This is a genomic window from Bradyrhizobium sp. USDA 3256 (assembly GCF_054058275.1).
Map to the genome: position 1 here is coordinate 4350587 of NZ_JBSSAE010000002.1, position 14288 is coordinate 4364874.

General features: G+C 63.7%; 14 protein-coding genes. 8 read left to right on the top strand and 6 right to left on the bottom strand.

Translation table 11 applies throughout. From position 1 onward, the window contains the following. Positions 1-12 precede the first annotated feature (12 nt). Both cynS and ACVWY5_RS22410 read right to left on the bottom strand, forming a co-directional pair. Positions 13-501 carry a cyanase gene (gene cynS / locus ACVWY5_RS22405; RefSeq protein WP_051376380.1) on the bottom strand — a complete coding sequence of 163 codons (489 nt, stop codon included), beginning with the start codon at positions 499-501 and terminating at the stop codon, positions 13-15. Positions 502-620: 119 nt separating this feature from the next. Continuing rightward, positions 621-1349 carry an SDR family oxidoreductase gene (locus ACVWY5_RS22410; protein WP_028337760.1) on the bottom strand — a complete coding sequence of 243 codons (729 nt, stop codon included), beginning with the start codon at positions 1347-1349 and terminating at the stop codon, positions 621-623. A 244-nt stretch (positions 1350-1593) separates the two neighbouring features. Between ACVWY5_RS22410 and ACVWY5_RS22415 the strand changes: the two genes are divergently transcribed. Both ACVWY5_RS22415 and ACVWY5_RS22420 read left to right on the top strand, forming a co-directional pair. Beyond that, positions 1594-2832 carry an ABC transporter substrate-binding protein gene (locus ACVWY5_RS22415; protein ID WP_028337761.1) on the top strand — a complete coding sequence of 413 codons (1239 nt, stop codon included), beginning with the start codon at positions 1594-1596 and terminating at the stop codon, positions 2830-2832. A gap of 211 nt (positions 2833-3043) precedes the next feature. Beyond that, positions 3044-4558, top strand: coding sequence for a sensor histidine kinase (locus ACVWY5_RS22420; protein ID WP_028337762.1), 1515 nt, complete (start codon positions 3044-3046; stop codon positions 4556-4558). A gap of 66 nt (positions 4559-4624) precedes the next feature. Here the strand turns inward: ACVWY5_RS22420 and ACVWY5_RS22425 are convergent, their stop codons facing one another. Together ACVWY5_RS22425 and ACVWY5_RS22430 are read right to left on the bottom strand one after the other, a co-directional pair. Then, positions 4625-4813: a hypothetical protein gene (locus ACVWY5_RS22425; RefSeq protein WP_321177153.1), complete on the bottom strand. Its 189-nt coding sequence runs from the start codon at positions 4811-4813 to the stop codon at positions 4625-4627. A 2-nt stretch (positions 4814-4815) separates the two neighbouring features. Further along, positions 4816-5070 carry a hypothetical protein gene (locus ACVWY5_RS22430; protein WP_321177154.1) on the bottom strand — a complete coding sequence of 85 codons (255 nt, stop codon included), beginning with the start codon at positions 5068-5070 and terminating at the stop codon, positions 4816-4818. Positions 5071-5259: 189 nt separating this feature from the next. Between ACVWY5_RS22430 and ACVWY5_RS22435 the strand changes: the two genes are divergently transcribed. The 3 genes from ACVWY5_RS22435 to ACVWY5_RS22445 all read left to right on the top strand — a co-directional run bounded on the left by ACVWY5_RS22435 (position 5260) and on the right by ACVWY5_RS22445 (position 7407). Then, the gene (locus ACVWY5_RS22435) at positions 5260-5952 is read left to right on the top strand and encodes a glutathione S-transferase family protein (protein ID WP_028337763.1); all 693 of its coding nucleotides are present in this window, start codon (positions 5260-5262) and stop codon (positions 5950-5952) included. Positions 5953-6133: 181 nt separating this feature from the next. After that, positions 6134-6370, top strand: a complete 237-nt coding sequence (locus ACVWY5_RS22440; protein ID WP_321177155.1) for a hypothetical protein — start codon at positions 6134-6136, stop codon at positions 6368-6370. 191 nt (positions 6371-6561) lie between these two features. Beyond that, positions 6562-7407: a class I SAM-dependent methyltransferase gene (locus tag ACVWY5_RS22445; protein WP_038378027.1), complete on the top strand. Its 846-nt coding sequence runs from the start codon at positions 6562-6564 to the stop codon at positions 7405-7407. A 364-nt stretch (positions 7408-7771) separates the two neighbouring features. Here ACVWY5_RS22445 and ACVWY5_RS22450 read toward each other — a convergent pair whose 3' ends face one another. Next, positions 7772-8971: a TrmJ/YjtD family RNA methyltransferase gene (locus tag ACVWY5_RS22450; RefSeq protein ID WP_028337764.1), complete on the bottom strand. Its 1200-nt coding sequence runs from the start codon at positions 8969-8971 to the stop codon at positions 7772-7774. 356 nt (positions 8972-9327) lie between these two features. On the opposite strand from ACVWY5_RS22450, the gene ACVWY5_RS22455 reads away from it, so the two are divergent. From ACVWY5_RS22455 to ACVWY5_RS22465, 3 genes are all read left to right on the top strand, one after another. Continuing rightward, a complete protein-coding gene (locus ACVWY5_RS22455; RefSeq protein WP_028337765.1) occupies positions 9328-11055 on the top strand; it encodes an alpha/beta hydrolase family protein in 1728 nt (575 codons plus the stop codon). Between the two features lie 126 nt (positions 11056-11181). Next, on the top strand, positions 11182-12396 hold the full coding sequence (locus tag ACVWY5_RS22460) for an NADP-dependent isocitrate dehydrogenase (RefSeq protein WP_016848511.1): 1215 nt from the start codon (positions 11182-11184) through the stop codon (positions 12394-12396). Positions 12397-12432: 36 nt separating this feature from the next. Beyond that, complete coding sequence (locus ACVWY5_RS22465) at positions 12433-12933, top strand: DUF3455 domain-containing protein (RefSeq protein WP_051376381.1); 501 nt, start codon at positions 12433-12435, stop codon at positions 12931-12933. A 103-nt stretch (positions 12934-13036) separates the two neighbouring features. Here the strand turns inward: ACVWY5_RS22465 and ACVWY5_RS22470 are convergent, their stop codons facing one another. Then, complete coding sequence (locus ACVWY5_RS22470; RefSeq protein WP_028337767.1) at positions 13037-14287, bottom strand: cyclic nucleotide-gated ion channel; 1251 nt, start codon at positions 14285-14287, stop codon at positions 13037-13039. Position 14288 lies beyond the last annotated feature (1 nt).

The following is a 14288-nucleotide window of genomic DNA, read 5'->3' on the forward strand; positions in this document are numbered from 1 at the left end:
CGCCCCCTCGCCTCACTCTTCCTTGAAGCCGTATTCAGGCACGTTGCCGCTGGCGCCGTAGTATTTGTACGGCAGGAACTTGCCGCTCATGGTGATCTTGACGCGGTCGCCCTTCGGATTGGCGACGCGCTCCAGCGCCATGTCGAAGTCGATCGCCGACATGATGCCGTCGCCGAATTCTTCTTCGATCAGCGCCTTCCAGGCTGGGCCGTTGACCATCACCATCTCGTAGAAGCGGTAGATCAGCGGATCGGTCGGCGGCATCGGCGTGCCGGTGCCGCGCATCGGTACCTCGTTGAGCATCGCGACCTCGGCCTTCGACAGCCCGAACAGCTCGCCGGCATTCGCCGCCTGCGGCTTCGTCAGTTTCATCTGGCCGAGGATCGCGCCCGTGATCAGCACGTCGGAATAGCCGCCGACCTTCTCGCAGATGTGTTTCCAGCTCCAGCCCTTCTCGCGCTTGATGTCGAGCAGCTTCTCGGTGAGGTCTTCGCGTTTCATGAGGTGTCCTCCTTGGGCTTCAGCGCGCAGCGCTCTGCGCGAAATCAGGTTTGCAAACGGCCTGTTCGTGCACGAAGTGTGCCAGAAATCGCACTTCCGAACGACGTCGGAGCCAAGCCCTACAGGTCGAAATTCGTCGGCAGCATCACGACGTCGCGGATCGTCATGCCGCGCGGCCGGGTCAGCATGAACATCACGACCTCGGCGACTTCGCTGGCCTCCAGCAGGCTTCCGGCCGCCTTGGCCTCCGCAAGCTTCTCGGGCGGCCAGTCCGCCAGCAGCGCGCTGATCACGGGCCCGGGCGAGATCGAGCCGACGCGGATGCCGTGCTTGAACACCTGGCGCCGCACCGTCTGGACGAAGCAGTTGACCGCCCATTTCGACGATGCATAGACCGGCTCCCACGGTGTCGGAAAATGCGCGGCGAGCGAGCTTGTGACGATGATGTCGCCGGTGCCGCGCGCGATCATGTGCGGCAGCACGTCGTGCACGTTCTTCATCACGACGTTGACGTTGAGGTTCAGCATCCGGTCGATCGCAATCGTATCCGCATCGACGAGGTCGCCGCCGACATAGATGCCGGCATTGGCGTGCAGGATGTCGAGCTGGCCGGTCTTCTCGAGCACCTTGGGCAGCAAGCTTGCACACTCCCCGGGATCGAGCAGGTCGATCACCAGCGGGATCACCGCATCGCGGTGCTTGCGGGCGAGCGCTTGCAGCGCGGCGGCATCGCGGTCGACCATCACCACGCGCGCGCCCGCGGCCAGCATCGCCGCGCTGCTCGCCAGTCCGATGCCCGACGCCGCCCCGGTCACGGCCGCCACCTTGCCTTCCAGTGCTTTCGCCATCGGTCCACCCTGCTCTGATCATCACGACATCCGCCGCAGTATAGCAATCCCGGGCGGCATGTCGGTAACCGAGGATGGGGAACGCGGCTTCCGCGGCTGACACCGCACGAAAATTTCGGATGGTAGCGACTGCACACAAGTCCCAAAGCACTGCTGTGGAATGCTGCGCGCCGACATGCCCGTCAGAGGCTGCCAAACGGCCAATAATGCCAAAACGGCCAACAAGAAGAAGCGGAGGACTGCAATGACAAGGAACCGTTCGCCCCGGCTATCGCGCCGTCATCTCATCAAGGGCGCCGCCGCTACGTCAGCCACGCTGCTGCTCGGCAGGCCCGCGATCGCCAGAGGCAAGACGGAGGGCAAGACCGAAATCGTCATCGGCAACATCGACGCCTATTCGGGACCGGCCGCGGTCTATTCGTCGATCGGCCGCACCCCCGGCGGCTATTTCAAGATGATCAACGAGCAAGGCGGCATCAATGGCCGCATGATCAAGTACATCACCTATGACGATGCCTACAGTCCGGCCAAGACCGTCGAGCAGGCGCGCAAGCTGGTCGAAGGCGACGAGATCGATGTGCTGTTTGCGCCGCTCGGCGCGCCGACCAACGCGGCAATCATGAAGTACATGAACCAGAAGAAGGTCCCGCACCTCTTCATCGCCTCGGGCGCGACCAAGTTCGGCGACTACAAGAATTTCCCCTACACCATGGGGTTCCAGCCCTGCTACCAGATCGAGGGCCGCGCCTTCGCGCAGCATGTGCTGTCGACACAGAACGACCCCAAAATCGGCATCGTCTACCAGAACGACGATTTCGGCCGCGACGTGCTGAAGGGTTTCAAGGACGGACTTGGCGCCAGGACGTCCGCAATCGTTGCGGAGCTGTCCTATGAGACCGCCGACCCGACCATCGACAGCCAGGTGGTCCGCTGCAAGTCCGCCGGCGCCAACGTGTTCATGAGCATGACCACGCCGAAATTCGCCGCCCAAGGCATCAAGAAGATCGCCGAGCTCGGCTGGCAGCCGGCGCACTACATCGGCAACAACGCCTCCTCCGCCGGCTCGACGCTGAAGGCCGCGGGCTTCGACGTCTCCAAGGGAATTATTTCGAGCGCCTATCTGAAGGATCCCGTCGACGCCGCCTGGGACAGCGATCCCGCCATCCAGAAATGGCGCGCCTTCCTCGACAAATACGATCCGGCGGCCGCCAAGAACGACATCTACGCCGTCACCGGCTATCTCACCAGCCAGATCCTGGTCCAGGTGCTCAAGCAGTGCGGCGACGACGTCTCGTCCGAAAGCATCATCAAGCAGGCGGCCAACCTGAAGGATTTCGAATCCGACATGCTGCTGCCCGGCATCAGGATCAACACCTCGCCATCAGACTATTATCCGCTCGAGCAGTTGCAACTGGTGCGCTTCAGCGGCGAGCGCTACGAGCCGATGGGACCGGTGATCGACGGCGGCATTTCCAAGGCCTGACCGCCTGGGGCGTGCACCGTCAACGTCGGCTTCCGCTGGCAAAGCGGAAGTCGCCGGCTTGGGCGTCATCGGCGGCTCATATGACCAGGACCGGATCTGACCCGAATAGCCATTGTTAGCTCATTTGGCTCAACTGGCTCAGTTGACTAAAGGACCGGCAGGGGAATGCGGCTCTTGTCTCCGGTCGCAAAGTCCTGTTTGATTCAATGCAATGAGCACCACTCGCGAGACGAGTCCCAGCGGCAAATGCAAAACTGACTTCCTGCCGAGCGGGAGCGAATTGAGTGCGCTCATTCGCGCGCTCGATTGGTCCACGACCAGTTTGGGACCCATTGACGGATGGCCTGCACATCTCAAGAGCGCGGTCAGCCTTATGCTGCCTGCCAACGCACAAATCGTGCTGTTCTGGGGCGCGGACTTCGTGGCCCTGTACAACGACGCCTACGCACCAACCATCGGTGAGAAGCATCCGAGGGCACTTGGGCGGCCCGCGCGAGAGAACTGGGCGGAACTCTGGGACGATCTTGAACCTCTGCTAAGGCGTGTCCTCGACACTGGTGAGACCGTCTTCGCCAAGGATCGTCCGTTCTACATCGAGCGGCACGGCTATCCGGAGAACGTCTATTTTGACATCTCCTACTCCCCGGTTCGGAACGAGGCGGGCGACATTGGCGGCGTCCTCTGCATCGTGAACGAGACAACTGATCGGGTTGTGGCGCAGCGAAAACTGGCCAGAACGGAGAAACGGCTCACCCAAGCCCTAAGCGCCGCCGGAATGATAGGCACGTTCGACTGGCATGTGCCGACGGACACGTTCTATTCGGATGCGCATCTGGCGCAAATGTTCTCAGTCGATCCCGTCAAGGGCCAAGAAGGCGCACCTTTTTTGGACTATGTTGCCGGTATCCATCCGGAGGACGTGGAGCGGACTATTGCGGCCGTGAATCTTGCGGTCGCCAGCGGGGAAAAGTACATCCAGGAATATCGGCTGCTGCAGCAGGACGAGACCATCCGCTGGGTCGAGGCGCGTGGCGAGTGCCTGAGAGACGAAAACGGCGAGCTTACCAACTTCGTCGGCGTGGTGGTGGATATCACCACTCAGAAGGAAGCGCAGGAGCATCAACGGTTGCTTGCGCGAGAGGCGAACCACCGGGTGAAAAACCTGTTCGCGATCTTCCACGGCATCATTAGCCTTAGCGCTCGATCAGCTCGAACGCCGCAGGAAATGGCTCAGTCGCTTCGCGGGCGGCTGGATGCCCTTATGCGGGCCAAGGACCTCATACGTCCGGGGATTATGGGCACGGAAGCGCATAGCGAACGGACGACGGTGGACGAGGTCGTGCGAACTGTCTTGCAACCCTATGATGATGGCTCTCGCGACCGCATCGTGGTCAGCGGACCCGATGTGCCTGTAGGCGTGATGGCCGTAACAAGCTTCGCCCTTGCGCTGCACGAAATTACGACGAACGCAGCCAAATACGGGGCACTCTCGGAGCCGAGCGGGGCAATCCGTATCAAATGGGAAACGCAAGACGGCGACTTGAATTTTGAGTGGGATGAGACAGGCGGTCCCGTGATCGTCGCCCCGCCGCAAGCCGCCGGCTTCGGCAGCGTACTCACGGAGCGTAGTATTGCTGGTCAGCTCGGGGGCAAGATCGAATACGACTGGCGGCAGAACGGCCTTAAGCTCAGGATGAAGGTTCCTCTGGATCGCCTTGCGGTTTGAGGAGAGAGAAGGACAACAAACCGCGCGCCGAAGCGCGCGGCGGTATCGTCCATCCGGATGCCCCTGCTACTTCGGAGGCGGCGGCTTGGGCATCGCCGACAGCAGGCGAATTTTGAGCTTGCCTCCCTCGGTCACGTAAGTTGCTGTCCAGATGCCCCCTGTCTCGATAGGCGCTCCGCTCTGGTTCTTGCCCGAGAGACGATACCCGCCGATGGCGAGCGCCATGTCCGAGCCCAGCGGCCATGCCTGGTCCACCGTTATTTCCTCATGGTCGAACCCGGCCTTGAAGGCGCCTTGATAAAACTCGCAATGTCGGAGCGCGGCCCCGCGGGATTGACGTGGACGCCACCGGTCGCGAACAGCGCGGCAATTCCCGCACCATCCTGCTTGTTGAAACTCGCCGCATATTCGGAAGCAATCGCTTCGGCCTTCTGCTTTGGATCATCGTCGGCGGCCATTGCAGACAGCGAAAAGGCCGTCACGAACAGGCATGAGAAACACGTGCGCAGCATCGCAATTCCTCCCTGAAAAATATCCGTAAAAAAAATCGCCCGACCAGGGACAAGGACGACAATAAGACATCAACTACGGATTGTAGGCAATCGTTTCAGGCGTTGCGACGCAACACGCGGGCCTGCCTGGCATATCCAACCGAAAGATTCTGAGGTAGCCTGTAGCGACCTTGAACGCGACGGGCCGCCATGCTCACGCTCTATTCCTATCCGCCGTTGTTCGGCGTCGCCGATAACAATGGCTATGGTCTGAAGGTGTTCGCTTTCCTGAAGCTGGCCGGCGTGCCGTTCCGGCACGAGCACATCTTCGATGCATCGAAGGCGCCGCGCCAGCAACTACCCTATATCGTCGACGGCGACGACACTGTCGGCGACAGCGAGACCATCCTCGCCTATGTCACCGGAAGATATGACGTGACGCTGGATGCTGCCCTGACGCCGGCGCAGCGCACGACCAACCTCCTCGTCACGCGGACGCTCGACGATCTCTACTGGGTGATGTCCTATTCGCGCTGGCAGGATGCGCGCTATTGGCCCCAATTCCGCGATGCGCTCAAGCGCGAGCATCCGGGTCTCACCGACGACGGCTTGATGAAGGCCAAGGAGTTCAACGCCCAGCGCTATTACTACCAGGGCATCGGCCGCTTCGAGCCCGACGCCGCGATGGCCCGCGGCCTCGCCGATCTCGCCGCACTGGCGAGCTTGATCCCGAGCCAAGGCTATGTGCACGGCGACAGACCGACGACCATCGACGCCGGCATCTATGGCTTCGTGGCCAACATCTACTTCTACGACATCAATACGCCGTTGAAGCAATTCGTGGCCTCGCACGATGCCTTGGTACAACATTGCCGCGCCATCCACGCGGCAGTGAGCAAGTGAGCCTGGGCGAACTCAACAGCCAGCTCGCGATAGTGACGTTCGCGCGCCGTGAGCGCACAGGCCGTCGCTCCGTCCACGGCGCAGGTGGATATATCTGCGCTGGCGTGTCGCAGCCAGCCTCTCACAAACAGATCGATTTCAGGGATAGTATCCCGTCCAAGCGCTAATTGCGGAGCCGGTCATGGCTTCAAAACTGTCTTCGGGCATTTTCGCGTTAGTCCTCGTTGGAGCAGCCGTACTTTTGATTGCTGCTCCGCCACCTGCATGGGGCCTGCTGTTGCTCGGCGCCTTCGCTCTCGCCGCGCTCTATATTTTTGCGAGAATGAGGTCGCGCTACGATCCGCTCGATCCACGCTTCGGTAGCTGCATCCCTCCGATTTCCAAGCCGAAGGGCGGCGGCAATGAATCCACCACCTGAGCGCCGTCCGGCATCCATCAGATGCGGATCGTGCGAAGACATAGTGATGGCCTAGAGCCGACACGCGAAGCGCGTCGGCTGCGGTTCGCCAGTGCCGGTACGGACATTCAGCCTCGCGTTCGATCCGGAATTTTGTGCAGTTTGTTTCAGACGACACCCCGTCGGATTTTCAGCACCAGGAGATTGATCAAATGCAGACGCCCACGCAAAACCCCCGAGGAGCAGAGTTCTGGAACAGCACCATGGGGCACTCATGGGTTTCGCAGCAAGCCGTGATCAGCGATGTCTTCACCTCGGTCACCGGCGTCAGCCTGGGTGCTGCGGCGGCAAAGCCGGGCGAGCGTGTCATCGATATCGGATGCGGCACCGGTGACACACTGCTGGCGTTCGCCAAGGTTGTCGGTCCGTCGGGTGCTGCGGTGGGTGTCGATATCTCGGTCCCGATGCTGGATCTGGCCAAGCATCGTGTCGCCAAGTCGGGACTTGCCAACGTGACCTGTGCGCTGGCCGACGCAACGATCTACGGCTTCGAACCGCGCTGGGCGGATCTGGTGTATTCGCGCTTTGGCCTGATGTTCTTCGATGACCCGGTCAAGGCCTTCACCAACATCCGCGGCGGCATGAAAGCGGGTGGGCGGCTGGTGTTCGTCTGTTTTCGGACCATGCCGGAGTCGCCGTGGTTTCGCGTACCGATCGAGGCGGCCCGGCCGCATGTGCCGCCACAGCCGCCGCTCGATCCATCGGCGCCCGGGATGTTTTCGTTCGCGCGCGAGGAGCGTGTTCGCGGCATCCTGACCGAGGCCGGGTTTCACGAGATTGCGCTCAAGGCCACCGACGTGCCGATCCACGGCGGCGACATCGCGCAAAGCATGGCCTTCATCACGCAGGCCGGCCCGCTGCCTGCGCTGCTCGAGAATGCCACGGACGATCAACGGCATCGCGCCATGGAAGCGGTACGCAACGCGCTCGCCGCAAGCCTCGGAGCGGATGGGCGCGATCTGCATGTGGGCCTGTGGCTCGTATCGGCACTAGCCTAGCGAGATGCTGCCTTCTGGATTGTGAAGGCAGATAGCACGCCATCCGCGCCGCACCTGCGGTCGGCACCCGGCTTTCCGTGCGCCTTCTGTCATCAGAGCGGCGAAACGAGATGCAAAGCTCGGGCGAAGCGAGTCGCGAGAATGCGTATGTGTGACTCGCCGGCCGCGCAACAAACACAGTGTCGTCCTGGCGAAAGCCAGGACCCATAACCACAAATGCTGATTATCTTGCGATGGTGGAACGACGAGTCCCTTCAACAACACAAGCCGCGGCGTATGGGTCCCTGCTTTCGCAGGGACGACACGTGGAAGAAGCTACGCGCCCAAATGCGCGCTTGCCACGCGGACGGAACGGCAGCGTAAGCTACCGCTCCTGCCGCAGCCCTGCCTCCAGCCGCGCGAGCTCGGCGTCGAGGTCGCGCTCGACATCGGCCACCTGCATGTCGACCACCCGATAGTCGCGCGCCTCGAGCCAGGCTCTGCGGTTGGCGCGGTCGTCCCCGATCGCCTCGCTCTCGTTCGGGTTGACCAGCTCGATCGCGAGCCGGTGCACGAAGGAGACGAAGTCGGGGATGTGGCGGCCGACCGGGGTCTGACGCTTGAACTGGCCGGCGAAGCGGCGGTCCCGCGTCAGCGCCTGCCACAGGATCCGTTCGGCGTCGGTCGGGTTGCGGCGGAGCAGCCGGGCGAGCCCGCGCACGGTGCTGCTGCTGTCGGCGGTCGCGCCGCCGTGCCCCTGCTCGGCGAGCAGCGCCCGCAAGCGCGTCGCCTGGGCGCCGTCGAGCACGCCGCCCTTGGCCGGGCCCTTGCGGCCCTCGGCGATTGCCATCACCACGCCGTGCAGCGTGTGCATGTCCTGCTTGGTCGGATCCATCCTCGTGAAGATGTTGCGCAGGTTCACCAGCATGGTGTCGCGCTTCTCCGCCGGCCGCAGGAACTCGACCTTGTCGAGCTCGGCAACGAGGTTGTCGAAGAACGCCTGCATCTGGTGCTGGGAGGCCGGCTCGGACCGCTCGGGCATCGCGAACGGCAGCGTGCCCGCGGTCGAGAGCTTGAACCACTCGTACCCCATCAACAGCACCGCCTGCGCCAGATTGAGCGAGGCGAAGCCTGGATTCACCGGGAAGGTGATGATGCGGTTGGCGAGCGCGACCTCCTCATTGGTCAGGCCGGAGCGCTCGCGCCCGAACAGGATGCCGGCGCCGCCGCCGGACGCGACATGGCCGACGATCTCGCGCGCCGCGCCTTCCGGCCCGACCACCGGCTTGGCCTGGTCGTGGGCCCGGGCGGTGGTCGCAAACACCAGCGTGAGATCGGCGATCGCCTGCTCGACGGTGTCGAACAGCTCGACGGAACCGATGATGTGGTCGGCGCCCGCGGCCGCCCGCTGGGCCGCAATATTCGGCCAGCCGTCGCGCGGGTTGACGATGCGCATCCTCGACAGCGCGAAGTTGCCCATCGCGCGCGCGGCCATGCCGATGTTCTCGCCAAGCTGCGGCTCGACCAGGATGACGACGGGACCGGCAAGGTCGTGCCCTGCCTTGGTCTTGTCGGTACCGGACATCTCACTTCACTTTCTGATTCAACGTCTGAAGATTTTGAATCAGCTTCCGAGGACGCTGATTCAAAATCTCATGCAGGGACCCAAGACCGCACCGACCAGCTTTGCACCGGTTTTGCGCGGGACCATTTTCTCCAAGGAGATAACAGGGTTAGCGGCGTTTGCGAATCCTCAATCGGAGTCCCAATCGCACGAAGCGAAGGCTGCCGCTTGCGCGCACTTGGCCTTCGGATAGGCTATCAACCACAACCAAAGCGAAGCTGTAAAGGCACGCTCGAGATGCCGGTTTCAACGGCGAAACACTTGGGTCGAAACACTTGGGTCGAAGCACGTGGGTCGAAGCACTTGGGGGGACGAGGATGCGGGGCAGATGGACGCTGGCGATTGTGGGCCTGATCTTGATCGTGGCGGGGGGCCTGCTCGCCCACTTCACGCAGACCGCCGGCGGCATCCGGATCGAGGATGTGCGCTTCAAGGGCGCCAAGGGCAATACCATGAGCGCCCTGCTCTACATCCCGCCGAATGCCACGCCGCAGATCCCGGCACCCGGCATCCTCGCTGTCCACGGCTATATCAATTCGCGCGAGACCCAGGACGGCTTCGCCATCGAGTTCGCCCGCCGCGGCTATGTGGTGCTCGCGCTCGACCAGACCGGCCACGGCTACAGCGACCCGCCCTCCTTCGCCAACGGTTTTGGCGGACCTGACGGCCTTGCCTATCTCCGCAGCCTGCCGTTCGTCGACAAGGAGAATATCGGGCTCGAGGGCCACTCGATGGGCGGCTGGACCGTGCTGGCGGCTGCCGCAGCTCAGCCCAACGACTACAAATCGATGGTGCTGGAAGGCTCGTCCACCGGCAAGCCGTTCGCCGCCGAGGGCACCGCGAGCTGGCCGCGCAACACCGCGCTGGTGTTCGCGCAGTACGAGGAATTCCCCGACCTGATGTGGAGCGTCCCGCTCGCGCGCGACGTCACCAAGAGCCCAAAGCTCTGGGCGCTGTTCGGCACCCAAGGCGCGGTCGAGCCGGGCAAGGTCTATGGGGATCCGGCCAACGGCACCGCGCGGGTGCTGTACACCCCGGCGATGACCCATCCGGCCGAGCACATCTCGCATGAGGCGATCGGCTACAGCCTCGACTGGTTCGCCAAGACATTGAAGGGCGGCACGGCGCGGCCGGTCGATGACCAGATCTGGTTCCGCAAGGAGATCGGCACGCTCATCGCCCTGATCGGTTTCATTGCCCTGGTCATCGGGACGTTCGACGGGCTGCTGGAGGCGCCGATGTTCTCCCGCCTGCGGCTGCCCGCGGTTGCCGACGGCACGATGCCGCCGCATCGGGCCGCGAGCGGCCGGCGCTGGACCGCGGCATTCATCCTGTCCGCCTTCATCCCGGCGCTGACCTATTACCCGGCCTTTGCACTGGGCGGCACCTTCGTCACCCCGAGCGCGTTCCTGCCGCAGGGCATCACCAACCAGATCCTGGTCTGGGCCATCATCAACGGGCTGATCACGCTCGCCCTGATGCGGTTCGCCCCGCAGCGGGCCAGCCGGACCGGCCTCGTCGGTCAATCCGTCGTGATCGCGCTGGCTTCGGTCGCGGTCGGCTACGCCGCGCTGTGGCTCGCCGACCTCGCCTTCAAGATCGACTTCCGCTTCTGGATCGTCGCACTCAAGTTGATGAGCGCGAAGCAATTCCTCATCTTCCTGATCTATCTGATTCCGTTCACGGCGTTTTTCGTCGTGGCGCTGCACGTGCTGCACCGGAATTTCTCGACCATGGATGCGCCGCGCGGGGCGCTGTACCTGACCAACATCCTGGCGCTGACGTTCGGTTTCATCGTGTTGCTGGTGCTGCAATACGGCACGCTGTGGCTGACGGGGAAGCTGTTCAACCCGGTCCCGGACCCCGGTTTCGTGCCGCTCTCGACCATCGTCGCGATCCAGTTCGTGCCCCTGCTTGCGATCGTCGCCGTGATCGCGACCTTCACCTGGCGGCGGACCGGATCGAGCCTGCCGGGCGCCCTGATCGCGGGCCTGTTCGTGACCTGGTACATCGTGGCCGGGACGGCGACGCAGGCGGCGTTTTAGCTGAAAAGATGGGCTTAAAGTGCATACCCCCTCCGCTTCCGCCCGCCCCCGGGCGGTGCTATAGCGCAGGCGTATTTTCCACCCCCGCCGTCAAAAGCGCGCCGTTCCCAAGAGGGCCTCCCCGTCATGGCAAAAATCAAGGTATCCAACCCCGTCGTCGAGCTCGATGGCGACGAGATGACCCGGATCATCTGGCAGTACATCAAGGACAAGCTGATCAACCCGTTCCTGGATGTCGAACTGCTCTATTTCGATCTGGGCATGGAATACCGCGATGAGACCAATGACCAGGTGACCATCGACGCCGCCGAAGCCATCAAGAAGGTCGGCGTCGGCGTCAAATGCGCCACCATCACCCCCGACGAGGCCCGGGTGAAGGAGTTCGGCCTGAAGCAGATGTGGAAGTCGCCGAACGGCACCATCCGCAACATCCTCGGCGGCTGCATCTTCCGCGAGCCGATCATCTGCAAGAACGTGCCGCGCCTGGTTCCCGGCTGGACCAAGCCGATCATCATCGGCCGCCATGCCTATGGCGACCAGTACCGCGCCACCGACATCAAGTTCCCCGGCAAGGGCACGCTGTCGCTGAAGTTCGTCGGCGAGGACGGCACCGTGATCGAGAAGGAAGTGTTCAAGGCGCCCGGCGCCGGCGTCGCGATGGAGATGTACAATCTCGACGACTCTATCACCGATTTCGCCCGCGCCTCGTTCAACTACGGCCTGATGCGCAACTACCCGGTCTATCTGTCGACCAAGAACACGATTCTGAAGGTCTATGACGGCCGCTTCAAGGACATCTTCCAGGACGTCTTTGACCGCGAGTTCAAGAAGGAATTCGACGCCAAGGGCCTGACCTACGAGCACCGCCTGATCGACGACATGGTGGCCTCGGCGCTGAAATGGTCCGGCGGCTATGTCTGGGCCTGCAAGAACTATGACGGCGACGTACAGTCCGACACCGTGGCCCAGGGCTACGGCTCGCTCGGCCTGATGACCTCGGTGCTGCTCACCCCGGACGGCAAGACCGTGGAAGCCGAGGCCGCCCACGGCACCGTGACCCGCCACTACCGCGAGCACCAGAAGGGCAAGGAGACCTCGACCAACTCGATCGCGTCGATCTTCGCCTGGACCCGTGGCCTCGCCCATCGCGCCAAGCTCGACAACAACGAGGCGCTGGCGAAGTTCGCCACCACCCTAGAGAAGGTCTGCGTCGCGACCGTCGAGGAGGGCTACATGACCAAGGACCTCGCGCTCCTGGTCGGCGCCGACCAGCGCTGGCTCTCGACCACCGGGTTCCTCGACAAGGTGTCCGACAACCTCGTGAAGGCGATCGCGGCCTGAGGCCGTCGTCTTTGGAAGACAGGTGCGAGCATGACCATGGCCCTTGTCAGAGCCGTCGTGCTCGCATCGTTCTCGCTCACCGGGTCGGCGGCATTCGCTGCCGATCCCCTGCCCGACGCCGTCGCGGCGCCCGGCGAGTCCCCGGTTCTGTCGGTCCATGCCGAGGGCGTGCAGGTCTATGAGTGCAAGCCGGTCAGCGACGGCAAGCTCGCCTGGTCGTTCCGCGAACCGGTCGCCACCCTGATCGCCGACGGCCGCACGGTCGGCCGGCATTATGCGGGTCCGAACTGGGAGCATGTCGACGGCAGCGCCGTGACCGCCCGCACCGCCGGCAGCATACCCGGCACCACCGCCGCCGATATTCCCTGGCTGAAGCTCGAGGTGATCGCCCACCGCAGCAACGGCCTGCTCTCGGGCGTCGCAACCGTGCAGCGGATCAACACCTCGGGCGGCGAGCTCAGCGGCGCCTGCGACAAATCAGGCGCGCTGAAAGGCGCGGCCTACTCGGCGGATTACGTGTTCCTGCGACGGGACTGAGGCTAAAGCGCGATGAGATTAGGTTGAATCGTCATCGCGCCTTAGCTCTTTGTTTGAGCATGATCTTTCCGGAAAACCGCTTCGCACTTTTCCGGATCATGCTTTAATCGCGGATGCCGCCGTCGGTCTCGCGCGGCGCCTGGGCGATCTCCGCGGCGGCCAGGTCGCCGCCGGCCGCGAGCGGATCGGCAAGCCGCGCCTCCGCGGTCTCCCGGACATGGGCGGCGAGCGCCGGCATGCGCTCGATCAGGGCATGGAAGTCCTGCGCATCGAGCACCAGCAGCTTGGTCTTGCGCGTCGCCGTCACCGTCCCCGAACGGCTGGTCCGCCGCAGCAGCGCGATCTCGCCGAAGAACGCGCCGTCGGAAAGCCGCACAAGCTGGCTCGGCAGGTCGATCTCGACCTCGCCCGCGGTGATGAAATACATCGATGACGCCGCATCGCCGCGCCGCACCAGCACCTCGCCGGCCTCGATGGTCTGCGACCGCAGCAGGCGCATGATGTCGGAAATATCGGCGGCGCCAAGATGCGAGAACAGCGGCACCCGCGCCAGCATGCCCCAGGTCACGACGAAGTCGCGGCGCCGGACCTCGTCGGCGAACGCAGTCGAGATGATCGCGACCGGCAGCGCGATCATCGCGAAGCCGACCACGATCGCGATCACCGTGACGGTCCGGCCGAGCGGCGTAATCGGGACGACGTCGCCGTAACCGACGGTGCCGAGCGTCACGATCGCCCACCACATCGCCTGCGGCATGGTGCCGAACTTGTCCGGCTGCACCCTGTGCTCGATGGCATAGAGCAGCGAGGCGAACAGCAGCACCGCGCCGGTCAGGATCACCACGCAGCCGAACAGCGTGCGCCGCTCGGCGTGCAGTGCCGCCAGCAGCGAGCGCATCGCGGTCGAATAGCGCACCAGCTTGAGGAACGGCAGCATGCCGAACAGCACCAGCGCGGTCTTGTCGCCGACGACAAGCGCGATGGCCGACGGCAGGAAGGCGAGCAGGTCGATCACGCCGAGCGCCGAGAAGGCGTATTCCAGCCGCGCCCGCGCCGGCGTCATGTCGCGCAAGGAGTGGCCGACCACGCTCCAGAGCCGCGCGGCATATTCCAGCGCGAAGGCGATGACCGCCGCGATCTCGATGGTCGTCAGCAGCCAGCCGAACTGCGCGTCGATCTCGGGCACGGAGGCCAGAATCGCCGCCAGCACGTCGACGGCGATGATGGCGACGATGACCCGGGCAAACCGCAAGCCGCCCGAATGCGGCAGATCATCGCGTTCGAGCAGCTCGTAGAGACGGTCGCGCAGCCCGGGATCGCTGATCGTGGGCCTACCCGGAGCCGTCGCCACGATC

Coding starts and splice junctions, on each gene's coding strand:
- cynS (WP_051376380.1), bottom strand. CDS start 501: ATGAAACGCGAAGACCTCACCGAGAAGCTGCTCGACATCAAGCGCGAG.
- ACVWY5_RS22410 (WP_028337760.1), bottom strand. CDS start 1,349: ATGGCGAAAGCACTGGAAGGCAAGGTGGCGGCCGTGACCGGGGCGGCG.
- ACVWY5_RS22415 (WP_028337761.1), top strand. CDS start 1,594: ATGACAAGGAACCGTTCGCCCCGGCTATCGCGCCGTCATCTCATCAAG.
- ACVWY5_RS22420 (WP_028337762.1), top strand. CDS start 3,044: ATGAGCACCACTCGCGAGACGAGTCCCAGCGGCAAATGCAAAACTGAC.
- ACVWY5_RS22430 (WP_321177154.1), bottom strand. CDS start 5,070: ATGCTGCGCACGTGTTTCTCATGCCTGTTCGTGACGGCCTTTTCGCTG.
- ACVWY5_RS22435 (WP_028337763.1), top strand. CDS start 5,260: ATGCTCACGCTCTATTCCTATCCGCCGTTGTTCGGCGTCGCCGATAAC.
- ACVWY5_RS22440 (WP_321177155.1), top strand. CDS start 6,134: ATGGCTTCAAAACTGTCTTCGGGCATTTTCGCGTTAGTCCTCGTTGGA.
- ACVWY5_RS22445 (WP_038378027.1), top strand. CDS start 6,562: ATGCAGACGCCCACGCAAAACCCCCGAGGAGCAGAGTTCTGGAACAGC.
- ACVWY5_RS22450 (WP_028337764.1), bottom strand. CDS start 8,971: ATGTCCGGTACCGACAAGACCAAGGCAGGGCACGACCTTGCCGGTCCC.
- ACVWY5_RS22455 (WP_028337765.1), top strand. CDS start 9,328: ATGCGGGGCAGATGGACGCTGGCGATTGTGGGCCTGATCTTGATCGTG.
- ACVWY5_RS22460 (WP_016848511.1), top strand. CDS start 11,182: ATGGCAAAAATCAAGGTATCCAACCCCGTCGTCGAGCTCGATGGCGAC.
- ACVWY5_RS22465 (WP_051376381.1), top strand. CDS start 12,433: ATGGCCCTTGTCAGAGCCGTCGTGCTCGCATCGTTCTCGCTCACCGGG.